Here is a 24729-nt window from a genome sequence, read left to right on the forward strand (position 1 = left end):
GAACGCGACCCCTCGCGATGGGGGTGTGCCGGACGCGACCCCTCGCGAGCGGCGGGACCGCGGGCCGCTACAGGTCCGCGAGCACCGACACCGGGTTCTCCACCGCGTCGGCCACCATGCGCAGGAAGCCGCCGGCGGCCCCGCCGTCGCACACCCGGTGGTCGAACGCGAGGGAGAGCTGGGTGACCTTGCGGACGGCCAGCTGCCCGTCGACCACCCACGGGCGGTCGATGATCCGGCCGATCCCGAGGATCGCGACCTCCGGGTGGTTGATGATCGCCGCGGCCCCGTCCGTGCCGAACACCCCGTAGTTGTTGAGGGTGAACGTGGAGCCGGACAGCTCGGCGGGCCCGGCCTTGCCGGAGCGGGCGAGCTCGGTGAGCCGCCGGAGCTCGGCGTCGAGCCCGCGGGCGCTCAGGGTGTGCGCGCCGCGGATGTTCGGCACCACGAGCCCGCGGTCGGTCTGCGCCGCGAAGCCGAGGTTCACGCCGTCGAAGCGCACGATCTCCTGGCTGCCGTCCTCGAGGGTCTCGATCCGGGTGGCCAGCTCGGGGTGGCGGGCCAGGCCGGCGAGCACGAACCGCGCGATCAGGGCCATGAGCCCCGGGGCGGTCGCGGGGTCCTGGGCCTTGAGCTCGGCGCGCAGCTCCACGAGCCTCGTGGCGTCCACGTCCACCCAGACGGTGGCCTCGGGGATCTCGGCGCGGGAACGGGTCATGGCCTGGCCGATGACCTTGCGGATCCCGGAGACCGGCACCCGCTCCGCGACCCCGAGCCCCGTGCGGGCGTCCACGGCGGACGGCGTCGCGGTGATGGACGGCAGCGGGGCAGGGGCCGACGACGACGGGGCCGTGCTCTCCCGTGCGGCCGGTGCGGCGGGGGCGGCCGCCGCGGTCACCACGTCCCGGCGCAGGATGAGCCCGCCGGGGCCCGAGCCGCGCACGGTGGAGATGTCGACCCCACGGTCCTTGGCGAGCTTGCGCACGATCGGCGAGACGACCGTCGGCGCCAGGCGCGGGGCCGAGGCCATCGCGTCGTGGGCGGCACCCGCAGCCTGCGCCGCCTGGGCCGCGGCCTGCTCCGCGGCCCGCGCGGGGGCGGGCTCGGGGACCGGCCGTGCGGCGGAGGCGGCCGCCGGGCCGGTGGCACCGGTCCGCTTCGGCCGGCGCCGGCGTCCGGCCGTGCCGCCGGCGGGCGTGCCGTAGCCGATGAGCACGCTGCCCGATCCGGCGTCGTCGTCGGAGGCCGCGGAGGCCTCGGCGGCCGCCGCGGGGTCCGCCCCGGCGCGCTCCTCCTCCCGGTAGGACTGCCCGCCCTTGGGGCCGCCGCCCTGCGGGGCGGGCGTCCCGGCCCGGTCCCCGGTGTCGACGGAGATCAGCGGCGCGCCGACGTCGAGGGTCTGCCCCGAGGCGCCGTGCAGCTGGTGCACGGTCCCGGCGAAGGGGCAGGGCACCTCCACGGCGGACTTGGCGGTCTCCACCTCGGCGATCGGCTGGTCCACGGCGACGGTGTCGCCCACCTGGACGAGCCAGCTCACGAGCTCGGCCTCGGTCAGTCCCTCGCCGAGATCCGGCAGGGTGAACGTCTTCACGGTCATGGTCAGTCCTCCCACTGCAGGTCGTCCACGGCGTCGAGGATGCGGTCGACGCTGGGCAGGTAGTGCTCCTCGAGCTTGGGCGCCGGGTACGGGATGTCGAACCCGGTCACGCGGCGCACGGGCGCGGCCAGGGAGTGGAAGCAGCGCTCCTGGACGCGGGCCACGATCTCGGCGGCCACGGACGCGAAGCCCGGCGCCTCGGCCACGACCACCACGCGTCCGGTCTTCCGCACCGACGCGGCGACCGTCTCGTCGTCGAACGGGACGATGCTGCGCAGGTCCACGACCTCGAGCGAGCGCCCCTCGGCGGCGGCGGCCGCGGCGGCCGCCACGGCGGTCGGCACGGACGGCCCGTAGGCCAGCAGCGTGGCGTCCTCGCCGGCGCGGGCGACGACGGCGCGGCCCTCCCGGCGCTCGGGCGCCCCGTTCTCGTAGCGGTCCCTCAGCTCGGCCAGGTCCACGGGGGCCTTGGACCAGTAGAGCTTCTTGGGCTCGAAGAACACGACGGGGTCGTCCGAGTCGATCGCCTCGCGCAGCATGAGGTAGGCGTCCTCGACCGTGGCGGGGGTGAACACCTTCAGGCCCGGGGTGTGGGCGTAGTAGGCCTCGGAGGAGTCGCAGTGGTGCTCCACGCCGCCGATGCCGCCGGCGTAGGGGATCCGGATGACGATCGGCAGGCGCACGGCGCCGCGGGTGCGGTTGTGCATCTTCGCGATGTGCGAGGCGACCTGCTCGAAGGCGGGGTAGGCGAAGGCGTCGAACTGCATCTCGACGACGGGGCGCATCCGGTTCATCGCCATGCCCACGGCCATGCCGGCGATCCCGGACTCGGCCAGCGGGGTGTCGAAGCACCGGGTGCGGCCGAAGCGCTTCGTCAGCCCGTCGGTGATGCGGAAGACGCCGCCGAGGGTGCCGACGTCCTCGCCGAAGACGACGACGGCGGGGTCGGCGGCCAGCGCGTCGGCCAGGGCGGTGTTGAGCGCGTGGGCGAAGGTGGCGGGCTTGACCGCCGGGGCCTCGCCGGCCGGGGCGGGGGCGTGCAGGGTGCTCACTGTCCGGTCTCCTCTCGGGCGAGCTCGGCGGCGAGGAACTGCTCCTGCTCGGCGAGCTGCGGGGTCTGCTCGGTGTAGACGTGGCGGAACAGCTCGAGCGGGTCGATCTCCACGTCGGCGTTCATGCCGTCGCGCAGGGCCGTGGCGACGTCCTCGGCGGCTGCGGCGATGCGCTGCTCCGCCGCGTCGTCGAGCACGCCCTCGGCGCCGAGGTAGGCGCGCATCCGGGTCACCGGGTCCTTGGCGATCCACTCCTGCACCTCGGCGTCGTCCCGGTAGCGGGTGGCGTCGTCGGCGTTGGTGTGCGCCTGCATGCGGTAGGTGTGCGCCTCCACGAGGAGGGGCTCTGACTCGGAGCGGGCCAGGTCCACGGCGCGCCGCAGGGTGGCGAGCAGCGCCACGAGGTCGTTGCCGTCCACGCGCTCGCCGGCCATGCCGTAGCCCACCGCCTTGTGGGCGAGGCTCGGGGCCGCGGACTGCTGGGACAGGGGCACGGAGATCGCGTAGCCGTTGTTCTGCACGAAGAACACGACCGGCAGCTTGAACACGGCCGCGAAGTTCAGGGCCTCGTGGAAGTCGCCCTCGCTGGTGGCGCCGTCCCCGCACATCGCCAGGACCACGGTGTCCTCGCCGCGCAGCTTGGCGGCGTGGGCCACGCCCACCGCGTGCAGCAGCTGGGTGGTGAGCGGGGTCGACTGGATGCCCACGCAGTGCTCGTACGGGTCGTAGCCGCTGTGCCACTCGCCGCGGAAGATCGCCATGACCTGCATCGGGTCCACGCCCTTGGTCATGACCGCCACGGTGTCCCGGTAGGTCGGGAACAGCCAGTCGCCCTCCTCGAGGCACAGGGCGGCCGCCACCTGGCAGGCCTCCTGGCCGTGGCTGGACGGGTAGACGGCCATCCGGCCCTGGCGGACCAGCGCGGAGTTCTGGTCGTTGACCCGCCGCCCGATCACCAGCTTCTCGTAGGCGCCCAGCAGGACGTCCGGGGCCGGCAGCGGGTACTCGTGGCCGGGGCCGGTGCCCTGCTCCTCGGGGGCGAGCAGCCGCCCGCTGGGGTCGACCATGCGGATCTCGCCGCGGGCCGGGAGCATGTACTGCTCCGGCGTGATGCCGAAGCTCTGGGAGGCCCGGAGGATCGGGTCCTCGGGGGTCTCGACGGTCTGGCTCATGGTGTCCCCTCGGTCGGTCCCCGGTGCGGCCGCGGTCCGGGGAGGGCAGGAAGGTGGTGCGGCTCTGTCTCCCCAGTATGGGAACCGGGCATGGTTCGTATCCACAGAGCGGGGAAAATGCAGAAGTCTGAGACAGACAGTGCACCGCACGTGGACGAAATGTTCTAGTGTGGCGTGGAGCACACGCATTCGTCCGACACGTTCCGGGCGCCGCGCCCGACCCGCCCCGAAGGAGCCCGCCGTGCCCTCGACCCCCGTGCCGCTGGACGAGACCGACCGGAAGATCCTCGCGGAGCTGTCCCGGGACGCGAGGCAGTCCGTGACGGCGATCGCCGCGGCCGTGCACGTCTCCCGCGCCCACGCCTACGCCCGGATCAACCGGCTCCGGGACGAGGGGGTGATCCTGCGCTTCAGCACCGTGATCGACCCGGTCCGGGCGGGCCTGCAGGCCTCCGCGTACGTGACGCTCAAGCTCCAGCAGAACACCTGGCGGGAGCTGTGCGCCCAGCTCCAGGCGATCCCCGCCGTGCACCACATCGCCCTGGTGGGCGGGAACTTCGACGTCATGCTCCTCGTGCGGGCCGTGGACACCGTGCACCTGCGGCAGGTGATCTTCGAGCACGTCCAGCAGCTGCCCGGCGTGGTGGACACCCAGACGTTCCTGATCTTCGAGGACATCGACACCCGGGCCTGACGCGAGGGCCCGCGCCGGGCCCGGCGCGCACGGCCGGCGTCACGAACCGTCACGGTCGTCATCTTCCGACGCGGAGGGACACCCACTACCTCTGCGCATAGTGTTGTTCCAGCTTCACGAGACGTGACCGCCAAGCTCCGACTTGGTCACGCACCAACCCCATGCTCATTGGGTGGTTCGGATGAGGAAGCGGCCTGCATCTTCCGCGGCGTGCCCACCGGGCCCGCGCGGATGACCGGTGCGGGTAAGAGCAAGGCACAGGAGCAGCGCCATGTCCATCCCCGTGACCGACCACGACCTCGCGACCCGGCAGATCCACGCCGGCACCCACGACCAGGTCACCCAGCGCACCCTAACGGTGCCGATCTACCAGACCGCGGCCTTCGAGTTCCCGGACTACGAGGCGGCCCGGCAGATGTTCGCCCAGACCCGGGCGGGCTTCACCTACACGCGCACCGGCAACCCCACGGTGGCCGTGCTCGAGCAGCGGATCAGCGACCTCGAGGGCGGCGCGGGCGCCGTGGCGACCGGCTCGGGCCAGTCCGCCGTGGCCGTGGCGCTGCTGGCCCTGCTCGGCCAGGGCGCCGGGAAGCACCTCGTGGCCTCCGAGAAGCTCTACGGGGGCACGGTGGACCTGCTCACCGACTCCTTCGCGGACTACGGCATCGAGGTCTCCTTCGTGGACCCCACCGCCCCGGGGGCGTGGGCCGCGGCCGTGCGCCCCGACACCCGCGCGTTCCTGCTCGAGTCCATCGGCAACCCGCTGGCCACCCTCCCGGACCTGCCCGGGATCGCCGACGTCGCCCGGGCCGCCGGGGTGCCCGTCGTCGTCGACAACACCCTCGCGTCCCCGGCCCTGTACCGGCCGCTGGAGAAGGGCGCGGACATCGTGGTGCACTCGGCCACCAAGTTCCTGGGCGGGCACGGCAACGCGCTCGCCGGGGCGGTCGTGGACGGCGGGACCTTCGACTGGTCCGCGCGGCCGGACAAGTGGCCGCAGTTCACCCAGGCCCGCGCCCGCTGGGGCGGGCTCAGCCTCGTCGACAAGTGCGCCGCCGCCAGCCCCTACCTGCACCTGGTCCGGGCGAAGTACGTGCACGACCTCGGCACCACGCTCTCCCCGTTCAACGCCAGCCAGATCCTGCAGGGCACCGAGACCCTCGACCTGCGCGTGGCCCGCCACACGGCCTCGGCGCTGGCGGTGGCCGAGTTCCTGGCCGGGCACCCCGCCGTCGCCCGGGTCCACCACCCCGGCGTGCCGGGGGACCCCGGCGCCGGCATCGCGGCCCGGGACTTCCCGCGCGGGACCGGCTCCGTGTTCTCCTTCGACCTCGCCGCCCCGGACGGCGCCGTGGGCCCGTTCATCGACGCGCTCCGGCTGTTCAAGCTGGTCGCCAACATCGGGGACACCCGCAGCCTCGTGGCCCACCCGGCGGCCATGACGCACTGCCGCCTGACCCCCGAGCAGCGCCGGGCCGGCGGGATCGCCGAGACCACGATCCGGCTCTCGATCGGCCTCGAGTCCCCCCAGGACCTCGTGGCCGACCTCGGCCAGGCCCTCGACACCGTCGTCACCGCCGTCCAGACCACCCGGAAGTGAGCCCCGCCATGACGTCCCCCACCGAGACCCGCACCCGCCACCGGGGCTTCACGACCACCGCCGTCCACGCCGGCCAGGAGCCCGACCCGCTGACCGGGGCGGTCATCCCGCCGATCTACCAGACCTCCACGTTCGCCCAGGACGGGATCAACGTGCTGCGCGCCGGGCACGAGTACAGCCGCGGCTCCAACCCCACCCGCAGCGGCTTCGAGGAGCAGCTCGCGGCCCTGGAGCGTGGCGAGCGGGGGTTCGCGTTCGCCTCGGGGATCGCCGCCGAGGACGCCCTGCTGCGCGCCGTGCTGCGCCCGGGCGACCACATCGTGCTCGGCGCCGACGGCTACGGCGGCACCAACCGGCTGATCACCCGGGTCCTCGCCCCGTGGGACATCGGGCACACGCCCGTGGAGATCACGGACCTCGACGCCGTCCGGGCGGCCGTGCGCCCCGGCGCCACCAAGGTGCTGTGGCTCGAGACGCCGTCCAACCCGCTGCTCGGCATCGCCGACGTGGCGGCGTGGGCGCAGCTGGCCCGGGACGCCGGGGCGCTGCTCGTCGTCGACAACACCTTCGCGTCCCCGTACCTGCAGACCCCCCTCGAGCTCGGCGCGCACGCCGTGGTGCACTCCACCACGAAGTACATCGGGGGGCACTCCGACGTGCTCGGCGGCGCCGTGGTCGTGGGCACGGCCCAGTGGCGCGGGGCCCCGCTCGCCGAGGCGGTCGGCTTCCAGCAGTTCGCCGCCGGCGCCGTGGCGGGCCCCCAGGACAGCTACCTGGCCGCCCGCGGGCTCAAGACCCTGAGCCTGCGGATGGAGCGCCACCAGGACAACGCGCAGCGGATCGCCGAGTGGCTCCTGGAGCGCCCCGAGGTCGCGCAGGTGCTCTACCCCGGGCTGCCCGGGCACCCCGGCCACGCGCTCGCCGCCGCGCAGATGCGCGGGTTCGGCGGCATGGTCTCCTTCCGGCTGACCCGTGGGGAGGCCGCCGCCCGGGCGGTGGCGGAGGGCACCCGGCTGTACTCGCTGTCGGTGAGCCTGGGCGGGGTGGAGTCCCTGATCTGCTACCCCTCCGAGATGACGCACGCCTCCGTGAAGGGCACCGCGCTGGCCGTGCCCGTGGACCTGGTGCGGCTCTCGGTGGGCATCGAGGACGTCGAGGACCAGCTGGAGGACCTCGAGCGCGCGCTCGCCGGCGCCTCCTGACCCGGCGTCCCGGGGTCCACCGCACTAGCCTGAGGCGCGTGAGCACCGGCACCCCGCAGCACAGCACCCCGCCCAGCAGCACCCCGCACGACGACGCCCCGCTCGCGCTCCCCGGGCCCGTGGTGAGCACCCACTGGCTGGCCGAGCACCTCCAGGACCCCCGGCTGGTGCTCGTGGACGCGAGCTCCACGCTCAACCGGGCCGAGGAGGCCCTTCCCGGGGCGGTGCTCCTGGACCTGGACGGGGCCTTCTCGGACCCGTCCTCGGACCTGCCGCACACGGCGCCCCCGGCGGAGCAGCTGAGCGCGGCGGCCCGGGCGCTCGGCATCTCGCGCACGAGCACGGTGGTGGCCTACGACGCCAAGGGCGTCTTCGCGTCCGCCCGCGTCTGGTGGCTGCTCCGGACCGCGGGCTTCGACCGGGTCGCCGTCCTCGACGGCGGTCTCCCGGCGTGGGCCGCGGAGGGCCGGCCCACGGGGGCGCACGCCGCGCCGCCGGCCGAGCCCGGCGACGTCGAGCTCGCGCCCCGTCCGGGCGGCTTCGTCGGGGCGGAGGACGTCGCCCGCGCCCTGGCCGACCCGGGCGCCACCGTCCTGGACGCCCGCTCCGCCGGCCGGTTCGCGGGCACCGAGCCCGAGCCGCGGCCGGGCCTGCGCGCCGGCCACATGCCGGGGGCGGTCAGCCTGCCCTACACCGACCTGCAGGACGGGCAGGGGCGGCTGCTGCCGCTGCCGCAGCTGCGGGAGCGGATCGCGGCGGCCGCGCCCGAGGGGCGGCGGATCGTCACCAGCTGCGGCTCGGGCCTCACGGCGTGCGTCCTGGCGCTCGGCGCCCACCTCGCCGGCCGCGAGGACGTCGCGGTCTACGACGGCTCCTGGAGCGAATGGGGCCGCCCCGGTCCCCGACCCGTGGCGGGCCCCGAGGGGGTCAGCCGCGGGCCGGGGTCTCCCCGGCAGGACTGATCCGCGCCGCGGCCTCGTCGGCCCGGTCCGCCTCGCCCGGGGCGCCGGGGACGGGGTCGTCCAGCGCGGCGGCGGTGGCGAGGATGTTGCGGGCCATGGACGGGAAGATGAAGCCGTGGAAGGGCCACACGCCCCACCAGTAGAGCCGGCCCGGCAGGCCCCGCGGGAAGAAGATGGCCCGCTGCGTGTACCGGCTGCCCTCGCCCTCGGGCTCCACGGACAGCTCGAGCCACGCCCGGCCGGGGGCGCGCATCTCGGCGTGCAGGAGCAGCTTGTGCCCCTCCTCCATGGCCTCGACGCGCCACCAGTCCACGTACTCGCCCACCTGCAGGTCCGTGGCGTCGCGGCGGCCGCGGTTCAGGCCGGCCCCGCCCACGAGCTTGTCCATGACGCCGCGGACCTGCCACGCCAGGGGCAGCGAGTACCAGCCGTTGCGCCCGCCGATGGACTCGATGACCCGCCACACCTGCTCGGGCCGCGCCGGGCCCGTGCGGCTGCGCTCGTCCACGAACACCGTGCGCCCCGCCCAGTCCGGGTCCGAGGGCAGCGGGTCCGCGGCCGCCTCGGAGGAGCTGTAGTGGACGTCCCACGTGGTCTCCACGGAGTTGTCCTCGATCCTCTTCAGCGCGAGCGCCACCGCGCGGCGGTAGCCGGCCAGCCCCTCGGGGGGCGGCGGGATGTGGTCGTCGATGTCGTGCTCGCCCGACACGGCGTCGTGCTGCAGCGACTGCACGAGCGGCACGGCCAGGCCCAGGGGGATCGGGGTGACCATGCCCACCCAGAACCCGGACAGCCGGGGCGCGGGGAGGGGGAAGTGGAAGACCACCCGCCGGCGCAGCCCCGCCACCCGGGCGTAGCGGCGCATGGCGTCCGCGTAGGTCATGACGTCGCGGGAGCCGATGTCGAAGGTGCGGTTGAGGCCCTCCGGCAGGTCCATCGCGTGGATCAGGTAGTACAGCACGTCACGGACGGCGATGGGCTCGATGCTGTTGGTCACCCAGGACGGCGCCGGCATGATCGGGAGGGTGTCGCCGAGGTGGCGGATCATCTCGAAGGACGCCGAGCCCGAGCCGATGACCACACCGGCCTGGAAGACCACCGCCGGGACGGAGCTCTCGAGCAGGATCTCGCCCACCCGGACCCGGGAGCGCATGTGCTGGGACAGTTCCACGCCCTGGGGGTGCAGCCCCGAGAGGTAGACGATGCGCCGCACCCCAGCCCGCTCGGCGGCCCGGGCCACGGTCCGGGCCATCTCGGCCTCCTCCTCCTCGAACTCCCGGGAACCGCCCATGGAGTGCACCAGGTAGTAGAGGGTGTGCACGTCCTGGCAGGCGGCGGTCATCCCGTCGAGGTCGTTGAGGTCCGTCTCGGCGACCTCCACCCGGTCCCGCCACGGCACGGCGCGCAGCTTGCCGGGGGACCGGACGGCGACGCGCACGGTGTGCCCGGCCTCCAGCATCCTGGGCGCCAGGCGCCCTCCGATGTAACCGGTGGCACCGGTGATGAGGACGCGCTGGGAAGAGCTCATGGCCTGCCTTTCGTGCGGGTCCCGCGAGCCTACCAACGCCGCCCGACAGGAGCCCGGCCCAGCCCCGGCCCCGGTCCCGGCCGTGCCGCGGGCTCCGCCCCGGCACGCGCTCCCGCCCGGGTCCCGGCACGCGGAACGGCCGCGTGCCGGAGCATCGCGGCCGTTCGGCCCGTCGTCGTGCGGGGACGGATCAGGGCAGCGCCAGGCGGAACACCTTCGCCCACGCGGAGGCGACCTGCTTCGGCAGGGGCCCGGTGGTGTAGGGCAGCTCGTAGCGCTCGCAGATCTCGCGCACCTTGACGGCGACCTCGGCGTAGCGGTTCGAGGGCAGGTCCGGGAACAGGTGGTGCTCGATCTGGAAGGACAGGTTGCCGGTCATGAGGTGCATCAGCCTCGACCCGGAGATGTTGGCCGAGCCGATCATCTGCCGCACGTACCAGTCGCCGCGGGTCTCGCCCTCGATCTGCTCCTCGGTGAACGTGTCCGCTCCGGCGGGGAAGTGGCCGCAGAAGATCACGGCGTGCGCCCAGACGTTGCGGACGGCGTTGGCGGTCAGGGTCGCGGTCAGGGCCTGCTTCCCGGAGCCGGCCAGGGCCGCGGCGGCGGGGGTGGCCACGTAGTCCTTCGCGGCCTGCTTCAGGAACTTCGCGCCGAGGGCCTTCAGGCTGCGCCGGAGCTCCGACTTCGGCTTGCGGCCCTCGCGGTACTCGTCGAGCTCGAGGTCGTAGATCGCGATCCCCCACTCGAAGACCGGGGCGAGCAGCGCGTTGTACACCGGGTTGCCGAGGTTCCAGGGCTTCCACTCCTGGTCCTCGTCCATGCGCAGGATGGTGTACCCGACGTCCCGGTCCTTGCCGACCACGTTGGTCCAGGTGTGGTGCAGGTCGTTGTGGGTGTGCTGCCACGCCCGGGACGGGGTCACGAAGTCCCACTCCCAGGTGGTGGAGTGGATGTCGGGATCGCGCATCCAGTCCCACTGCCCGTGCAGCACGTTGTGGCCGATCTCCATGTTCTCCAGGATCTTGGCGACGGTCAGCATGCCGGTGCCGGCGAACCAGGCGGGCTTGTGCTTGGCGAACAGCAGCGTGGCGCGCCCGGCCAGCTCGAGGGAGCGCTGCGTGGCGATGACGCGGCGGATGTAGGCCGCGTCCTTCGCCCCGCGGGTGGCGATCACGGACTCCCGGAGGGCGTCGAGCTCGCGGCCCAGCTCCTCGACCTGCTCGTCGGAGAGGTGGGCGGCGGCGGAGGGCTTGGCCGACTCGGTGGGGCGGCCCGAGTCGAGCAGGAAGGGGGTGACGATCGTCATGGTGTCGGTCCTTTCGGAACGGGGTCAGGGAACGAGTGCTGGAAGCTTCGGGGTCAGGCGTCGAGGCTGACGGGACCGGCGGCCGTGGACACGCAGGTCTGGACGAGGTGGCCGGGCTCGCCGTGGACCTCGCCGGTGCGGGTGTCACGGACCTGCCCGGAGAGCAGCGGGGTCACGCACGCGTGGCAGATGCCCATGCGGCAGCCGCTGCGCATCATCAGACCGGCGTCCTCGCCGGCGGCCAGGAGCGTCGTGGCGCTGTCGGCCTCGACCTCCTTATCGGACTTCTCGAAGGTCACGCGCCCGCCCTCCCCGCCGGAGCCGGGGGCGACCACGGCGGCGAAGCGCTCGACCCGCAGCTCGCCCTCCTCCCGCTGCCAGAGCGCCTCGGCGGCGTCGAGGAAGTCGGCGGGGCCGCACGCGTAGGCGGCGCGGTCGCGCCAGTCGGGGCACGCGGTGTCGAGGTCGGCGGTGGCCGCGAGGTCGAGGCGGCGGCCGCGCTCGCCGGTGAACCACTGGACCAGGCGGAAGCCGGGGAACTGGTCGGTGAGCTCCAGCAGCTCCTCGCGGAACAGGGACTCCTCCGGGGAGCGCGAGGAGTGCACGAGCACGAGGTCGGCGTCCGGGCGGCGGGGCACCAGGGTGCGGATCATGGACATGACCGGCGTCAGGCCGCTGCCGGCGGTGAGCATCAGCAGCGGGCGCGGGCTCTCGGGGAGGACGAAGTCGCCCTCGGGCGGGGCGAGGAACAGCACGTCACCGGGCCGGGTCCCTCGGACGAGGGCGGTGGAGACCTTGCCCATCGCCGTCACCGTGATCGCCGGATCCTGGCCGGCGCCCGTGCTGAGGGAGTAGGAGCGCCAGTGGCGCACGCCGTCGATCTCCACGCCGATGCGGGCCCACTGGCCGGCCTCGTGCGCGTTCCAGCCGCGGCCGGGACGGAAGCGGATCGTCACCGAGTCCGCGGTCTCGGGCACCACGGCGGTCACCAGGCCGCGCAGCTGGCGGGCGCTGGCCAGGGGGTCGATGAGCCGCAGGAAGTCCTCGGGGGAGCGGGGCGTGGTGAAGGCCGAGGCCAGGCGGGTGAACAGTCGCAGTTGGGGCACGTAATAACTGTGCCCCAAATCCGACGGCAGTTCTCGTCCCGTCGCGTACTCTTTCAGCAGAGAAATTGTGGTGTCGGAATGAAAGCGGGGGATCGTGGAGCGGGTGGACCACACGACGGAGCACGCGCAGCCGGGGCGGCGGGCGGACCGGGAGCTGCCGTGGACCTCCCTGCCGCCGGCGCTGACCCCCCTCCTGGTCCCGCACCTGCCCGCGGTGACGGAGGAGCTGCTGGACGCCGTGCGGCTCGACGTCCCGGTCTACGCCCGGCCGCTGGAGGGCCTGTTCGGCGACAGCATCCGGCGGGGGGTCGAGGTGGCCCTGACCCGGTTCCTGCAGCTGCCCGGCACCCAGCAGCCGGCGCTGATGGGGGACGACCGGCGGGTCTACGAGGGGCTCGGCCGCGGCGAGGTGCGGGAGGGCCGGCCGATGGACGCCCTCTTCGCGGCCTACCGCTCCGGGGCGCGCACCACGCTGCGCTCGCTCTCCCGCGTGGCCATGGACGCGGGGTTCGAGGCGTCCGTGCTGATCGGCCTCGCCGAGTCGGTCTTCGCCTACATCGAGGAGCTCTCCGCGGCCAGCGCCGAGGGCTATGCCATGGAGCAGTCCGAGCGTGCCGGGGAGCGGGACCGTCTGCTGGACGCGCTCGCGGACATGCTCGTCCGCGGCCACGTGGTGGAGGACGCGGTGCGCACGGCCGCCGCCGCCGCGGGGTGGCCGGTGCCCGACCGGGTGGTCGTGGTGACGCTGGCCGCCGACCGGCGGGTGGGGCTGCGCTCGCGCCTCGGGGAGCGGGCGCTGCTCACGTCCCGCCCCGGCGACGTGGTGGCGGTGGTCCCCGAGCCCTCCTCGCCGACCGGCCGCCGGGAGCTGGAGCGCGCGCTCACCGGGCGGGGCGCGGTGATCGGCCCGGGCCGGCCCTGGTACGCGGCCCCCGAGTCCCTGCGCCTGGCCGTGCTGACCCGGGACCTGCTGCAGCGGGAGGAGCCGGCCGACGCCGGGCCGCTGTGGGTCTCGGAGCACCTCATGGAGCTCGTCCTGCACAGCGAGCGCAGCGTGGTCGCGGACCTCGCCGCGCAGTGCCTGGCCCCGCTGGAGGAGCTCAAGGCCGGGCAGCGGGAGCGGCTGGCCGCGACCCTGCTGTGCTGGCTCGAGCACCACGGGCAGCGCGCGGCGATGGCCGCCGAGCTGAACATCCACGAGCAGACGGTGGGCTACCGGGTGAACCAGCTCCGGGAGGTCTTCGGGGACTGCCTCAACGACCCCAGGAGCCGGTTCCAGCTCGAGCTGGTGCTGCGCGCCGGCTTCCGGTGAGACGGTGCCCCGGCTGGGCTCAGCCGGTGCGCTTGTAGGCCTCCCGCTCCCGGGCATCGGCGTCGATCTGCTCCTGGACCGTGATCGCGCTCCCGCCCCGGTGCGCCGGCATCCACCACGCACCCGGCTCCGGGGTCACGGGGTAGCTGTCGATGCACCGGTCGATCCCCTCCTGCAGCACCGCGCGCAGCCGGGCGCTCGCGGCCCGGACGTCCTCGTCGGGGTCCACCCGCAGCACCGGGCCGACGTGCACGCGCACCGGCGTGCGCCACACGTCGCGCAGCCGGATCCGGCCGCGCCCCCGGGTGAGCATCCGGTGGCCGCCCCACACGGACACCGGGATGACGGGGGCGCCGGTCTCGGCGGCCATGCGCACGGCGCCGGTGCGCAGCGGGCGCACGGTCCAGCTGCGGCTGACACCCCCCTCCGGGAACACCGCGAGGAACTCGCCGCGCGCCAGCTTCGCCACGGCCTCGGCGTAGGCCGGGGCGCCGTCGGCGCGGTCGACGACGACGTGGTCGCACAGCCGGCACACCGCCGTGACGAAGGCGCTGCCGGTGTGCTTGCGGGTGATGAGGAAGCGGGAGTGGGCCCGCAGCCGGCGCCAGACCACCAGCTGCGCGAAGACGAAGTCGAGGTAGCCGAAGTGGGTCACCGCCACGACGGCGCCCCGGCCCGGGCGGATCTCCCGGTGCAGGCCGCGCACCACCTGGTCGGTGGGCAGGTGCTCCTCGCCCGAGGCCTGCAGGGGCACGCGGAAGAGCTTCACCGCGGCGAGGCCGGCGAGCACGAGGGCCCGGTAGGCGTACTTGTTGGGGCGCAGCTGCGGAGCCACGGGCCTCCCTCGGGAAGAGGCCCGCGGGGGCGGGCCGGGAACGGTCTGCCGAGAATCGTAGACCAGCGCGCGGCGCGGCGCCGTCGTCGGTGCCGTGCGTGACGGCGGGGATCCTCCGCCGTCATGTGCGGTCTTCCCCCATACCGGGCGCGGGCCCGGCCCCGATACGCTGGCTGCACCGCGCCGGTCCGGCGTCCGCGGCACCGGGTGCCGCGACCGGTTCCGCCACTGCCCACCAGGAGAACCCCATGTCCTACCTTCCACCGTCAGCACCCCGTCCGCAGTACCGGGCGCAGGGGGACGACCGCACCATCGCGGTCCTCACCCACCTGTCCGGACTGATCGGCGCGCTGGTCTCCGTCGGGTGGCTCGGCTTCGTGGGTCCCCTCGTCGTCTGGCTCGTCTACCGCGACAAGAACGCGTTCCTGCGCGCCACCTCCGCCGGGTCGTTCAACTTCAACCTGTCCATGTGGCTGCTCAACGTGGTGGCGTGGGTGTGCCTGTTCACCGTGATCCTGATCCCCGTGGCGATCGTGCTGTGGATCCTCGCCGCGGTCCTGCTCGTGGTGTGCCACGTCCTGGCCGTGCTCAAGGCCAACAAGGGCGAGGTGTACCGCTACCCGCTCCAGCTGCCGGTGCTGCAGTGACGTCCTTCCGGACCGGCCGGCGGCATCCTCCGGACGGTCCGGAACCATTCCTTCGGCCGATGGCCGCGGCCTCCCGGCTCTCGTAGATTCTGAGCCATCACCCGGGGAACCCGCCGGATGATGCACCCCCCACAGAAACCTCGGGAACACAGGAGCTCTTCATGACCACCCCCCGCACCCCCTCCGTCCGCACGGTCCTGCCCGTCCCGGCCGCCGCCTCCATCGCCGTCCTCGGCCTCGTCCTCGGCGGTGTCGGCATCGCCTGGGTCGCCGGCTCCCTCGGCATCTCCGCCGCGTCCGCGAGCCAGATCGTGGCCGCGGTCGAGGCCGGCGGCTGGGCGCTGACCCTCGTGGCCGCGATGTTCGGCTTCGGCATCGGCGGCGCGGTCGTCGGCACCATCCGCTGGTACCTGTCCAAGAAGGCCCGCAACCTGGCCATCGCCTGAGCCGCCGCCCGCTCCGCTGACCCTGCCGGGACCCCCGCCATGAAGACCGTGCCCACGGACCTCCGCACTGCTCCCCGCGACGCCCGCGCCGCGCGCCGCGCCCTCGGGTGGGCGGCGGCGGCCGCCACGGCGCTCTTCGTGGCGGGGTTCCTGGTGGGCTACGAGAGCATCTCCCGCGTCCCCGCGACCCTGCAGGACACGGCCGGCGCCGGTCAGGACCACGACGGGTCCTTCGGCTCCATCGTGGTCCGCAACCTCGGCGCCGCCGCCCTGCTCTACAGCGGCGTGCTCACGGGCGGCCTGCTGACCGGCACGTCCCTGGCGCTGCTGTCGGTCTACGTGGGGGCCACGGCGAAGATCGGCGTGCTCAACGTCGGCGCCGCCGCGCTCGTCGGTGCGGCCGGGTGGTACGCGGGACTCGAGTTCCTCGGCTGCCTCGTGGCCGCGGCCGCCGGCCTGCTCCCCCTCACCGCCGCCCTCACCGCCCGCCGGAACGGCCTGGTGCGCTCCTACCTCACGGCGCTGCCGGCCTCCCTCGGCGTCCTCGCCCTCGCCGTCGCCCTCCTGCTCGCCGCGGCGGGGATCGAGGCGGCGCTCATCGCCCGGCGGTGAGCGCCGCCGTTCCCCCCGCTACCGGAAGGACCCCGATGTCCAGCCTCCACGTCTCCGCCCACCCCGGGGCCGGAACCCCTGCCACCCGTCCGCTGCCGGCGACCACCCGGCCCGTCCGGACCGTCCTCTGGGCGGTGGGGCTCGGACTGCTGCTGCTGCGGCTGCCGGCGACCACCGACCAGATGCAGGACCAGGCCGCGGCGGCCGTGACCGACGAGCTGCAGGGGGTCGACCCGTCCCTGATCGGGCTCTCGGTCAACGTCGCCGTGCTCGTCGGCGTCCTGGTCTTCGCCGTGGTCCTCGCCCTGTACCTCTGGTTCGCCGGGCTCCTCGAGAGCAGACTCCTCCCGCAGGGCCTGCCGCTCGGCGGCGGGCAGCGGATCGGGCTCTACACGCTGGTGGTCGGCGGCCTCACGGTGCTGTCCCAGGGCTGGGCCCTGGCCACCGGGCGGATGGCGGAGGGACCCGTGGAGGCCGCCGCGGTGCTGGTCCTCGCCCTCGCCGCGGCGCTGCTCTACCGCGGCCGGTGGAGGTCCTGCGCCGCCGGCCGCCAGGTGCTCGTGGTCGTCGTCGCCGTCGCGACCGCCGCGCTCGTCGCCATGGTCTGACCCGCCACGGTTCCCGCTGCCCCCGAGTCCACCGTCAGCCCCACCTCAACCCTCACAGCCCCTCGACCACCAGGAGTGCCCACCGTGCCGACCCTCACCCAGAACCACGTCCGACTGGTCCTCGTCACCGTGGCCGTCCTGAGCGCCGCCGCCCTGACCGCGATCCTCCTCCAGGGCCGGGGCACCAGCACCGTCCCGGTCGGGCTGTGGTCCCTCCTCGTGAGCGCGCTGGCGGTCGCCGGGGTGCTCCTGCCGCTCGTGGCCGTCGCGACCCCGCTGTCCCGCCCGCGCTCCGTGGCACCGGCCGTGCTGCTGTTCCTGGCCATGACGGCCCACGCGACCTTCCTCGACGAGCAGCTGAGCGGGTTCCCCGTGGGCTGGCTGTGCACCATGGGCGTGGTCGTCGCCCTCGCGGGCACGGTCGTGCTCCTGTTCAACGCGCTCGGGCTGCGCCGGGAGCGGTCCGGGACGCGCAGCAGGCTCTCGTGACGACCAGCGCGACCGCGAGCCCCACGAGCGGGTCGGTGCGGCGGCGGACGCCCGCCCCGCCGGCCCGCCGCCGGCTCCGGCTCCTGGCGGACCTGCGGATCGCGGACCTGCTGCAGGCGCTGGGCACGTCCGTGCCGGTGGACACCGCCCGCCGCATCGTGGCAGGGGCCGCGGCAGGGGCCGTGCTCCTGGCGTTCGCGGCCGGGATCGTCGCGGCGCGCGCGGCCGCGGTGCTGGCGCCGGGCGCGGACGTGGTCGGGCTCTTCGTGCTGCTCTGCGCCTACGCCGGGCTCGGCGCCCTCGCGGGCGAGACCCTCGGCCGGTTCCGCAGCTGCGTCAGCGACCACCCGCAGCGGGACTTCTTCGTGGGCCTCGACGTCCGGGCCGCGGACGTGTTCGTCGTCCACGCCCTCCCGCGCGTGGCCGTGGCGAGCGCCGTGTGGGGCGCCGCGGGCCTGGGGGTGCTCGCCGGGTCCGTCCTGACCGGGCATGGGCCCGGGGCCGCGGGGACGGCACTGCTGCTGGGGACGCCCGTGGCCTTCGGCGCGCTGACGGCCGCCGGGGCGCTGCGCTCCGCCGCCCGCCCCGAGAACGGGCGCCGGCACTTCCCCGCGGTGCTCGCGGCGGCGTCCGTCCTGGCCGGGGCCGGGGCGCACGGGGCGGTGCTGCTCCTGGCCCCCCTCCTCCCCGGCGCCCTCGCCCCGGCGGCCGGTGCGGCACCCGGTCCCGCGCCGGGGCTGCCGGAGCCCGTCCTCCTCGCCGGCCTCACGGCGGTCGCGGCCGTCGGCGCGGTCGGTGCCGTCGCCGGCCGCCGCGCCCTCGCGGCGGTGTCCTTCCCGGCCCGGCGCGCCGCGCCCCCGGTGCGCCGGCCGCGCCTGAGCGGTCCCGCGGTCCTGCAGTTCGCCCGGGTGCTGGGCGTCCAGCGGGCGCACGGGTGGCGCCTGCGGGCCCAGCACCGGATCACCGCCGCGGTCGCCGCCGCGACCGCGGCGCTGCTCGGGGCGACCTCCGCCGGTCTCCGGATGCCGCCGCTGCCCGCCGTGCCGGACGCGGCGTGGGAGGCGGCGCTGCGGCCCACCCTGGGCTTCGCCGCCCTCATGACGGGCCTCGCTCTCGCGGAGCTCGTGAGCTCGGACATCGGCGCCTTCCGCTACGGCCGCCACCTGCGCACCGCCGTGGAGTCCGGGGCGTCCCGCTCCTCCGTGGCGCTGGGGCACCTCACCGCGCTCACCCTGCCGCTGCTGCTGCCGGCCCTGCTGCTCGTCGTGGCGGCCCGGGTGCTGACGGGGACCCTGTCCGCGGTGCCCGCGGCCGTGGTGCTGGGCGCGGTGTGGGCCGCGACCGTCGCGGAGCACCTGCTGCCCCCGCCGCGCACGGTCGAGGGGACGGGCGCGGACAGCCCGCTCACGGGGGTCCTCACCGTCGTCCTCGCCGCCGCGCCCGTGGCCGTCCCGCTGACCTTCCCCGCCACCGACCCGTGGATCGTTCCCCTGCTCGCCCTGACCCTCGCCGGAGGTGCCCTCACATGCCTGCACCGCTCCCTCACCCACCGCTGATCCACGTCGAGGCGGTGAGCGCCGGCTTCGACGCCGGGCGCCCCGTCCACCGGGGGCTCACGCTGCGGATCGACGCCCCCGGGCTGACGCTGCTGCAGGGCCCCAACGGCTCCGGCAAGTCGACGCTCGTCGAGGTCCTCAGCGGGCACCTGCCGCAGACCGCGGGCACGGTCACGCTCGCCGGCGTGGACGCACGCTCGCCGGAGGCCTCCCGGGTGCGCCGGATCTGCCGCACCGAACCGGCGCTCTACCCCACGATGACCGCACGGGACCACGTGGTGTTCGCGAGCGGCTGGTGCGGTGCCGACCCGCAGGAGGGGCTGCGCCGCGCGGAGCGCCACGGGCTCGGACCGTGGCTGGACGAGGCCGCCGAGCACCTGTCCACGGGCAACCGGCGCAAGCTGTGGACGATCGTGTGCACCAGCGGCGACTTCGACGTCGTCGTCCTGGACGAACCGTTCAACGGACTGGACGGCGCGTCCACGACGGTGCTCTGCGAGGAGCTCACGGAGTGGGCGGCGCGGCGCGCGGTCCTGGTGGTGGCCCACCGCCCGCCCGCGCAGCTGGCGCCGGACGCGGTGCTGACCCTCCCCGGCGGCGCGGACCCGCGGGCGGCTCAGGACGAGGGGATCGTCACCAGCCCGGTGCGGTAGGCCTTGATCACGACCTGCACCCGGTCCCGCACCTCCATCTTCGTGAGGATGTGGCTGAGGTGGGACTTGACGGTCGGCTCGGACACGAAGAGCGCGGCGGCGATCTCGCGGTTGCTGAGGCCCTCGCAGAGCAGGGCCACGACCTCGCGCTCCCGCGCCGAGAGTCCCTCCACCGCGGCGACGTCCTCCGGCCGCGGCGCCGCCGGCTCCGGGTCCGCGACGACGCTGCGGACGAGGGTGGCGGCCACCCGCCGGGAGATCGCGGCCTCCCCAGCCAGCACGCTGCGCACGGCGCCCACGATCTCGTGGGGCTCGGAGTCCTTGACCACGTAGCCGCTCGCCCCGGCCCGGAGCGCGGGGATCACCCAGTCCTCCGAGTGGAACGTGGTCACGGCCAGCACCTTCACCTCCGGGTGCTCGTGCGTGATCGCACGGGTGGCCTCGATGCCGTCGAGGACCGGCATCTGCAGGTCCATGACCACCACGTCCGGGCGCAGGGCGCGGCACTGCTCGACCGCCGCCCGGCCGTTGCGGGCCTCGCCCACGACCACGAGGTCCTGCTCGGCGTCGATGAACACGCGCAGTGCGCGGAGCATGAGCTGCTGGTCGTCGACGATCAGGACCTTGACGGGGCTCGCCGCCGGCGCGTGCTCGTTCATGGCTCTCACCGTAGCGGAGAGGGGCCACGGCGCCGGCGGGACGGGGCCGCCCGGCGCACGGGTCCGCCCAAGGGATGACCCCCGGCCATCCTCCCGGATGACCCCGCGGACCCCACCCCTCGGCGACCATGGTTCACGACCGCACACCGATCGGGTGCGGCGCCCTGCCGGAAGGACCCCTGTGAACACGCTCTCCGCCGCTTCGCTGCTCGCCGCCGTGCTGCTGACCGCCGGCGGTGTTCCCACCGCCGCGGCCCCGGAGCCGCCGGTCGTCCTGGCGCCGGTCCTGAAGGTCGACCCCGGCACCGACAGCCCGGACGGGCACACGAGCCGCGGGTGCTCGTTCCTCTTCCTGCGCTGGTGCTGATCCGGCGCGCTCCCGGACGGGCCCGGCGCCCGAGGCTATCCTCCGAGGTGGACCGGAGCACCGGGCCACCGCACCGGAAGGACCGCATGGCACGCCGCGCAGCGCAGCAGGACCGCCGGCCCGGCCTGGGCACGCTCCTGCCGCAGGGGATCGCCCGGGCCCGCCCCCTGCACCGGTGGGTGCGGGTGGCCCTGCTGCTCTTCATCACGGTGAGCGCCCTGGACGCCGTCCGGCTCGTGCTGACCGGCCCGGGCCTGGGGTTCGGGGACCGGGACTACGAGCTGCTGCTCGTGGTCCTCGAAGCCGCCACGGTCGCCGTCCTGGCGCTGCGCTCCAGCTGGACGTGGCTGCCGCTCGCCGCGCTGCTGGTCCTGCTTCACCCCCAGAACAACCCGGGCAGCTACATGGTCGTGATCCCGCTGGTCCTGGCCTTCACCGCGTACGGGGCGGCCCTGCCCGGACTCGCCGCGGCCGTCGGGGCCTTCCTCGTGTGGCAGACCTCGTGGGCCGTCAACGTCTCGGTCGTGGGCCCGCAGTTCCTCTGGAGCTACGTGCCGCTGACCCTGGTCCTCCTCCTGCCCGGTCTCGTCCTGCGGGCCCTGAGCGCGCAGCAGGAGCTGGACCGCGTCGAGATCGCCGCGGGCCAGGAGCGCACGGCCCACGCCCTCGAGCAGCAGCGCCTCGAGCTGGCCCGGGAGCTGCATGACATCGTCGCCCACGACCTCACGCTCATCGCCATGCAGGCACGCTCGGGGGCCTACTCCCGGGACCCGGAGACCATGAAGGAGGCCCTGGACGTGGTGGGCGACTCCTCCCGCGCGGCGCTCAAGGACCTGCGCCGGCTGCTGGGGATCATGCGCGTGGAGCCGGGCGCCGGGCTCGCACAGGACTCCAGCGCCGCCGCGGCCGTCGACACGGGCCGGGGCCTCGAGGAGGTCGCGGCCGCGCTGCGGGAGGTCGGCTTCCGCACGGACACCCGGGTGCGGGGCGACCTCGCGCGGATCCCGGAAGGGGTGCGGCCCACGGTCCAGCGGGTCCTCCAGGAGGGGGCGACGAACATCATGAAGCACGCGCCCGCCCGGACGGGCTGCGTGCTGGCCGTGCAGGTCGACGAGGCCGACGTCTTGGTCGAGGTGCACAACGCCGCGGGGCCCGGCTCCGGGCCCGGCCTCCCGGCCTCGGGGTACGGGCTGCTCGGGCTGCGCGAGCGCGTCCAGCTGCTCGGCGGGGAGCTAGCGGCGGGACCGGCGGACGGCGGCTGGCGCGTCGGCGCCCGCATCCCGCTGGGCCCGGCCGCCGTGTGAGACCACCACGACCGCCACGAGGACGAGCAGGGCCGCGCTGAGCCCGTCGAAGCCGATCAGCGCCAGCACCGGACCGGCGAGCGCCCCGCCGGTCGCCCCGGCGAGGTTCATGAACAGGTCCGAGACGCCCTGCAGCTTCGGCCGCTCGGCCGGCGGGACGGCCTCGGCCACGAGCGTGGAGCCCGCGACCGTGGAGGCGGACCAGCCGAGCCCGAGCAGGACCAGGCTGACCGTCACCAGCACGGGGGACGTCGAGCCGAACCAGGACAGCACGAGGGACGCCACGAACAGGGCCTGGCCGAGCAGGACGGTGGGGCGGCGCCCGGCCCGGTCCGCGAGCCAGCCGAACACGGGGGCGAGGGCGTACATCCCGGCCACGTGCAGGCTGATGGTCAGGCCCACGACGCTCAGCGACGCCCCGTGGAGGGTCAGGTGCACGGGCGTCATGGACATGAGCGCCACCATGACGGCGTGGCTCAGCGCCACGGTGAGCACGGCACGGCGGGCGGGCGACGAGGCCCGCAGCACCGCCAGCCCGCCCGCGGGGGAGGGCTTGCCCCTGCCCGCGGCCTCGCCGTCGGCCACGGCCAGCAGCAGGGGGTCCGGCCGCAGCGCCGTGAGGTAGACCAGGGCCCCGAAGGCCTGCGCCACGAGGGCGATGACGAACCCGCCCGTCAGCGCCGGCAGGCCCAGGGCCCGCCCGATCAGCTCGCCCGGCTCGAAGAGGTTGGGGCCGAGCACCGCGCCGATCGTCGTGGACCAGACCACCAGGGAGAGGTCCCGGGCGCGGGTGTCGTCCGCGGCCAGGTCGGTCGCCGCGAACCGGGACTGGAGGTTGAGCGCCGAGCCGGCGCCGAGCAGGGCCAGGCCCAGCAGCAGGACGGGGAAGCTCGAGAGGACGGCGGCGCCGATCGTGATCGACGCCCCCGACATGGCGGTGAACGCCCCGGTGCTCAGCGAGATCCGCCGGCCGCGGGCCTGGGCGAGCCGCGCGAGGGGGACGGCGAGCAGGGCCGCGCCGAGGGTGTTCATGGTCGCGGCCATGCCGGACCAGGCGGAGGAGCCGGAGACCTCGGTGACGAGGAGGGCGCCGAGGGCCAGGGTGGCGCCCACGCCCAGCCCGCCGAGGATCTGGCCGAGGGCCAGGACGCGGACGACCTTCCGCTGCAGGGCGCGCCGGTCCACGGCGGGGTTCGTCGGGTGCATGACCGCCATCCTATACCCCTGGGGGTACTCGCCCCGGGTGTGTAGGAGCCCCTCGGTGTGGTTCGATGCTCGGCATGAGCTCCCTGCCCGATCCCGCGACCGGACTCGTCCTCGGCGAGGACGGGCTCGCCCGCCCCGTCTGGGCCGCCACGGACCCGCTCCTGCGCGAGTACTACGACACCGAGTGGGGCGTCCCCGTGCGGGACGAGCGGGGGCTCTACGAGCGGATCTGCCTCGAGGGCTTCCAGTCCGGGCTGTCCTGGGCCACGATCCTGCGCAAGCGGCCCGCCTTCCGGGCGGCCTTCGCGGACTTCGACCCGGACGCGGTCGCGGGCTTCGGCCCGGCCGACGTCGACCGCCTGCTGGGCGACGCCGGGATCGTGCGCCACCGGGGCAAGATCGAGGCCGCCGTCGGCAACGCCCGCGCCACCGTGGCCCTGCGCGCCGAGGGCGGGCTGACCGAGCTCGTGTGGTCGTTCCGCCCGGCACGGACCCCGCGTCCGCGCACGGCGGAGGAGGTCCCGACCCGCTCGCCGGAGTCCGAGGCCCTGTCCCGGGCCCTGCGGGCGCGCGGCTTCCGCTTCGTGGGGCCGACCACGATGCACGCGCTCATGGAGGCGGTCGGGATCGTCGACACCCACCTGCTCGGCAGCCACCGCCGGGGCAGCTCCGGGGTGTGGCCGGAGGCGCCGGAGGGTGCGTAGGATTCCTGGCACCGAACCCGACGACGCCCCGCGTCGCCTTCCGGCAGGAGGCCCGGCCATGTACGACAACAGCAAGCAGCGCAGCGCGGTGCTGCCCCTGGTGCTGAGCACCGTGGGCTCCGTCCTGGTCGGCCTGGTGGTCCGGAGGCTGCGGGAGGACCGGGCGGCGGCCCGTGGCGGGACCGCCGTCCCGTCCGCCGGCCGGGACGCCCGGCGGACGGGGCGGGCCCGGCCCGCCCGGAGGAACACGCGCGGGCCGGTGCTCTGAGACCATGACGAGCCACGCGATCAGCTGGGTGGACGTCTTCTCGCCGGCGCCGCTGGGCGGCAACCCGCTCGCCGTCGTGCACGGGGCCGACGCCCTCGACGAGGACACGATGGCGCGCTTCGCCCGCTGGACCAACCTCTCCGAGACCACGTTCCTGCTCGATCCCACGGTCCCCGGCGCCGACTACCGGGTGCGGATCTTCACCCCCGGCGGGGAGCTGCCCTTCGCGGGTCACCCCACGCTCGGGACGGCGTCCGCCTGGCTCGCCCTCGGCGGGGAGCCCGCGGGAGCGGACGTCGTCCAGGAGTGCGGGGTCGGGCTGGTGACCGTCCGGCGCCGCGAGGGCCGGCTCTCGTTCGCCGCCCCGCCCCTGACGCGCTACGAGCCCGTGGCGGAGCCCGCGCTGCTGGACCGGGTGGCGCGGTCCCTGCGGCTGGACCCGTCCGCGCTGCTCGACGTGTCCTGGCTGGACAACGGCCCCGGCTGGATCGGGGTGCGCGTGGCCGACGCCGGGACCGTGCTGGGCGTGCGTGCGGACTGGTCCGCCATGGCCGGGCTCAAGCTCGGCGTGGTGGGCCCCCATCCCGAGGGCGCCGAGTGCGCGGTCGAGGTGCGGGCGTTCGTGGGGGACTGGGTCGTGGAGGACCCGGTCACGGGCAGCCTCAACGCGGGCCTGGCCCGGTGGCTGACGGACAACGGGTGGGCCCCGGAGCGCTACGTCGCCGCCCAGGGCACCGTGCTCGGGCGCACCGGGCGCGTGCTGCTGGAGCGGGACGCGGACACCATCTGGGTCGGCGGCCAGGTCAGCCCGGTGGTCCGCGGGACCGTGGAGCTGTAGCCGACG

Annotated in this window: 26 protein-coding genes and 1 riboswitch; of the genes, 17 read left to right on the top strand and 9 right to left on the bottom strand. The window is 75.0% G+C overall.

The window, feature by feature from the left end; all coding sequences use genetic code 11:
* Positions 1-67: 67 nt before the first annotated feature.
* Genes AC6CH6_RS16405 through AC6CH6_RS16415 form a run of 3 tightly spaced genes read right to left on the bottom strand, consistent with a single transcriptional unit; the run spans position 68 to position 3821 of the window.
* Complete coding sequence (locus tag AC6CH6_RS16405; RefSeq protein WP_498255925.1) at positions 68-1597, bottom strand: dihydrolipoamide acetyltransferase family protein; 1530 nt, start codon at positions 1595-1597, stop codon at positions 68-70.
* Between the two features lie 2 nt (positions 1598-1599).
* The gene (locus AC6CH6_RS16410) at positions 1600-2649 is read right to left on the bottom strand and encodes an alpha-ketoacid dehydrogenase subunit beta (RefSeq protein WP_498255926.1); all 1050 of its coding nucleotides are present in this window, start codon (positions 2647-2649) and stop codon (positions 1600-1602) included.
* Positions 2646-3821 (bottom strand): thiamine pyrophosphate-dependent enzyme, encoded by a 1176-nt coding sequence (locus AC6CH6_RS16415; protein ID WP_498255927.1) that lies wholly within the window; start codon positions 3819-3821, stop codon positions 2646-2648. The genes AC6CH6_RS16410 and AC6CH6_RS16415 overlap by 4 nt, the downstream gene beginning before the upstream one ends.
* A 241-nt stretch (positions 3822-4062) precedes the next feature.
* Between AC6CH6_RS16415 and AC6CH6_RS16420 the strand changes: the two genes are divergently transcribed.
* The 4 genes from AC6CH6_RS16420 to AC6CH6_RS16435 all read left to right on the top strand — a co-directional run bounded on the left by AC6CH6_RS16420 (position 4063) and on the right by AC6CH6_RS16435 (position 8279).
* Positions 4063-4515, top strand: a complete 453-nt coding sequence (locus tag AC6CH6_RS16420) for an Lrp/AsnC family transcriptional regulator (RefSeq protein WP_017834841.1) — start codon at positions 4063-4065, stop codon at positions 4513-4515.
* 112 nt (positions 4516-4627) lie between these two features.
* Positions 4628-4749, top strand: a riboswitch (SAM riboswitch).
* Positions 4750-4786: 37 nt separating this feature from the next.
* Positions 4787-6115: an O-acetylhomoserine aminocarboxypropyltransferase/cysteine synthase family protein gene (locus tag AC6CH6_RS16425; RefSeq protein WP_126349804.1), complete on the top strand. Its 1329-nt coding sequence runs from the start codon at positions 4787-4789 to the stop codon at positions 6113-6115.
* Positions 6116-6123: 8 nt separating this feature from the next.
* On the top strand, positions 6124-7317 hold the full coding sequence (locus tag AC6CH6_RS16430; protein ID WP_498255928.1) for a cystathionine gamma-synthase: 1194 nt from the start codon (positions 6124-6126) through the stop codon (positions 7315-7317).
* Between the two features lie 38 nt (positions 7318-7355).
* Positions 7356-8279: a sulfurtransferase gene (locus AC6CH6_RS16435; RefSeq protein WP_498255929.1), complete on the top strand. Its 924-nt coding sequence runs from the start codon at positions 7356-7358 to the stop codon at positions 8277-8279.
* Here the strand turns inward: AC6CH6_RS16435 and AC6CH6_RS16440 are convergent.
* The 3 genes from AC6CH6_RS16440 to AC6CH6_RS16450 all read right to left on the bottom strand — a co-directional run bounded on the left by AC6CH6_RS16440 (position 8245) and on the right by AC6CH6_RS16450 (position 12219).
* Positions 8245-9807, bottom strand: coding sequence for an SDR family oxidoreductase (locus AC6CH6_RS16440; RefSeq protein ID WP_498255930.1), 1563 nt, complete (start codon positions 9805-9807; stop codon positions 8245-8247). The two genes, AC6CH6_RS16435 and AC6CH6_RS16440, sit on opposite strands and share 35 nt — an antisense overlap.
* Positions 9808-9997: 190 nt before the next feature.
* Entirely contained in the window at positions 9998-11113 is a 1116-nt protein-coding gene (locus AC6CH6_RS16445; RefSeq protein ID WP_017834847.1) for a fatty acid desaturase family protein, read from the bottom strand.
* 53 nt (positions 11114-11166) lie between these two features.
* A complete protein-coding gene (locus AC6CH6_RS16450; protein ID WP_017834848.1) occupies positions 11167-12219 on the bottom strand; it encodes a ferredoxin reductase in 1053 nt (350 codons plus the stop codon).
* Between the two features lie 103 nt (positions 12220-12322).
* Between AC6CH6_RS16450 and AC6CH6_RS16455 the strand changes: the two genes are divergently transcribed.
* Entirely contained in the window at positions 12323-13531 is a 1209-nt protein-coding gene (locus tag AC6CH6_RS16455; protein ID WP_498255931.1) for a PucR family transcriptional regulator, read from the top strand.
* A 19-nt stretch (positions 13532-13550) separates the two neighbouring features.
* Here AC6CH6_RS16455 and AC6CH6_RS16460 read toward each other — a convergent pair whose 3' ends face one another.
* Entirely contained in the window at positions 13551-14366 is an 816-nt protein-coding gene (locus tag AC6CH6_RS16460; RefSeq protein ID WP_498255932.1) for a lysophospholipid acyltransferase family protein, read from the bottom strand.
* A gap of 248 nt (positions 14367-14614) precedes the next feature.
* Here AC6CH6_RS16460 and AC6CH6_RS16465 point away from each other — a divergent pair, with 248 nt between their 5' ends.
* From AC6CH6_RS16465 to AC6CH6_RS16495, 7 genes are all read left to right on the top strand, one after another.
* A complete protein-coding gene (locus AC6CH6_RS16465; RefSeq protein WP_126346572.1) occupies positions 14615-15013 on the top strand; it encodes a DUF4870 domain-containing protein in 399 nt (132 codons plus the stop codon).
* 161 nt (positions 15014-15174) lie between these two features.
* Positions 15175-15459, top strand: a complete 285-nt coding sequence (locus AC6CH6_RS16470; protein ID WP_498255933.1) for an uberolysin/carnocyclin family circular bacteriocin — start codon at positions 15175-15177, stop codon at positions 15457-15459.
* Between the two features lie 39 nt (positions 15460-15498).
* Positions 15499-16071 (top strand): hypothetical protein, encoded by a 573-nt coding sequence (locus AC6CH6_RS16475; RefSeq protein ID WP_498255934.1) that lies wholly within the window; start codon positions 15499-15501, stop codon positions 16069-16071.
* Positions 16072-16106: 35 nt separating this feature from the next.
* A complete protein-coding gene (locus AC6CH6_RS16480; RefSeq protein WP_133410938.1) occupies positions 16107-16679 on the top strand; it encodes a hypothetical protein in 573 nt (190 codons plus the stop codon).
* Between the two features lie 84 nt (positions 16680-16763).
* Positions 16764-17168: a hypothetical protein gene (locus AC6CH6_RS16485; RefSeq protein WP_498255935.1), complete on the top strand. Its 405-nt coding sequence runs from the start codon at positions 16764-16766 to the stop codon at positions 17166-17168.
* The gene (locus AC6CH6_RS16490) at positions 17165-18724 is read left to right on the top strand and encodes a hypothetical protein (protein ID WP_498255936.1); all 1560 of its coding nucleotides are present in this window, start codon (positions 17165-17167) and stop codon (positions 18722-18724) included. Before AC6CH6_RS16485 ends, AC6CH6_RS16490 begins: the two co-directional genes overlap by 4 nt.
* Positions 18694-19377: an ATP-binding cassette domain-containing protein gene (locus tag AC6CH6_RS16495; protein WP_419968671.1), complete on the top strand. Its 684-nt coding sequence runs from the start codon at positions 18694-18696 to the stop codon at positions 19375-19377. The genes AC6CH6_RS16490 and AC6CH6_RS16495 overlap by 31 nt, the downstream gene beginning before the upstream one ends.
* Here AC6CH6_RS16495 and AC6CH6_RS16500 read toward each other — a convergent pair.
* Positions 19341-20036, bottom strand: coding sequence for a response regulator (locus AC6CH6_RS16500; protein ID WP_498255937.1), 696 nt, complete (start codon positions 20034-20036; stop codon positions 19341-19343). The genes AC6CH6_RS16495 and AC6CH6_RS16500 overlap by 37 nt on opposite strands.
* A 181-nt stretch (positions 20037-20217) precedes the next feature.
* Between AC6CH6_RS16500 and AC6CH6_RS16505 the strand changes: the two genes are divergently transcribed.
* Positions 20218-20403 carry a hypothetical protein gene (locus AC6CH6_RS16505; protein WP_498255938.1) on the top strand — a complete coding sequence of 62 codons (186 nt, stop codon included), beginning with the start codon at positions 20218-20220 and terminating at the stop codon, positions 20401-20403.
* An 86-nt stretch (positions 20404-20489) separates the two neighbouring features.
* The gene (locus AC6CH6_RS16510) at positions 20490-21707 is read left to right on the top strand and encodes a sensor histidine kinase (RefSeq protein ID WP_498255939.1); all 1218 of its coding nucleotides are present in this window, start codon (positions 20490-20492) and stop codon (positions 21705-21707) included.
* Here the strand turns inward: AC6CH6_RS16510 and AC6CH6_RS16515 are convergent.
* Positions 21636-22922: an MFS transporter gene (locus tag AC6CH6_RS16515; RefSeq protein ID WP_498255940.1), complete on the bottom strand. Its 1287-nt coding sequence runs from the start codon at positions 22920-22922 to the stop codon at positions 21636-21638. The genes AC6CH6_RS16510 and AC6CH6_RS16515 overlap by 72 nt on opposite strands.
* 56 nt (positions 22923-22978) lie before the next feature.
* Here AC6CH6_RS16515 and AC6CH6_RS16520 point away from each other — a divergent pair, with 56 nt between their 5' ends.
* From AC6CH6_RS16520 to AC6CH6_RS16530, 3 genes are read left to right on the top strand one after another with little or no spacing between them, the layout of a single operon-like run.
* Positions 22979-23617, top strand: a complete 639-nt coding sequence (locus tag AC6CH6_RS16520) for a DNA-3-methyladenine glycosylase I (protein ID WP_498255941.1) — start codon at positions 22979-22981, stop codon at positions 23615-23617.
* 58 nt (positions 23618-23675) lie between these two features.
* Positions 23676-23885, top strand: a complete 210-nt coding sequence (locus AC6CH6_RS16525) for a hypothetical protein (RefSeq protein WP_498255942.1) — start codon at positions 23676-23678, stop codon at positions 23883-23885.
* Between the two features lie 4 nt (positions 23886-23889).
* Positions 23890-24723, top strand: coding sequence for a PhzF family phenazine biosynthesis protein (locus AC6CH6_RS16530; RefSeq protein ID WP_498255943.1), 834 nt, complete (start codon positions 23890-23892; stop codon positions 24721-24723).
* The last annotated feature ends 6 nt before the right edge of the window (positions 24724-24729 follow it).

The organism is Kocuria sp. GQ42, from assembly GCF_059758435.1.

What these genes read in the sequence shown, in the direction of transcription:
- AC6CH6_RS16405 (WP_498255925.1), bottom strand. Translation starts at nt 1,597, where the DNA reads ATGACCGTGAAGACGTTCACCCTGCCGGATCTCGGCGAGGGACTGACC.
- AC6CH6_RS16415 (WP_498255927.1), bottom strand. Translation starts at nt 3,821, where the DNA reads ATGAGCCAGACCGTCGAGACCCCCGAGGACCCGATCCTCCGGGCCTCC.
- AC6CH6_RS16425 (WP_126349804.1), top strand. Translation starts at nt 4,787, where the DNA reads ATGTCCATCCCCGTGACCGACCACGACCTCGCGACCCGGCAGATCCAC.
- AC6CH6_RS16430 (WP_498255928.1), top strand. Translation starts at nt 6,124, where the DNA reads ATGACGTCCCCCACCGAGACCCGCACCCGCCACCGGGGCTTCACGACC.
- AC6CH6_RS16440 (WP_498255930.1), bottom strand. Translation starts at nt 9,807, where the DNA reads ATGAGCTCTTCCCAGCGCGTCCTCATCACCGGTGCCACCGGTTACATC.
- AC6CH6_RS16445 (WP_017834847.1), bottom strand. Translation starts at nt 11,113, where the DNA reads ATGACGATCGTCACCCCCTTCCTGCTCGACTCGGGCCGCCCCACCGAG.
- AC6CH6_RS16465 (WP_126346572.1), top strand. Translation starts at nt 14,615, where the DNA reads ATGTCCTACCTTCCACCGTCAGCACCCCGTCCGCAGTACCGGGCGCAG.
- AC6CH6_RS16470 (WP_498255933.1), top strand. Translation starts at nt 15,175, where the DNA reads ATGACCACCCCCCGCACCCCCTCCGTCCGCACGGTCCTGCCCGTCCCG.
- AC6CH6_RS16475 (WP_498255934.1), top strand. Translation starts at nt 15,499, where the DNA reads ATGAAGACCGTGCCCACGGACCTCCGCACTGCTCCCCGCGACGCCCGC.
- AC6CH6_RS16480 (WP_133410938.1), top strand. Translation starts at nt 16,107, where the DNA reads ATGTCCAGCCTCCACGTCTCCGCCCACCCCGGGGCCGGAACCCCTGCC.
- AC6CH6_RS16495 (WP_419968671.1), top strand. Translation starts at nt 18,694, where the DNA reads ATGCCTGCACCGCTCCCTCACCCACCGCTGATCCACGTCGAGGCGGTG.
- AC6CH6_RS16500 (WP_498255937.1), bottom strand. Translation starts at nt 20,036, where the DNA reads ATGAACGAGCACGCGCCGGCGGCGAGCCCCGTCAAGGTCCTGATCGTC.
- AC6CH6_RS16510 (WP_498255939.1), top strand. Translation starts at nt 20,490, where the DNA reads ATGGCACGCCGCGCAGCGCAGCAGGACCGCCGGCCCGGCCTGGGCACG.
- AC6CH6_RS16515 (WP_498255940.1), bottom strand. Translation starts at nt 22,922, where the DNA reads ATGGCGGTCATGCACCCGACGAACCCCGCCGTGGACCGGCGCGCCCTG.
- AC6CH6_RS16520 (WP_498255941.1), top strand. Translation starts at nt 22,979, where the DNA reads ATGCTCGGCATGAGCTCCCTGCCCGATCCCGCGACCGGACTCGTCCTC.
- AC6CH6_RS16525 (WP_498255942.1), top strand. Translation starts at nt 23,676, where the DNA reads ATGTACGACAACAGCAAGCAGCGCAGCGCGGTGCTGCCCCTGGTGCTG.
- AC6CH6_RS16530 (WP_498255943.1), top strand. Translation starts at nt 23,890, where the DNA reads ATGACGAGCCACGCGATCAGCTGGGTGGACGTCTTCTCGCCGGCGCCG.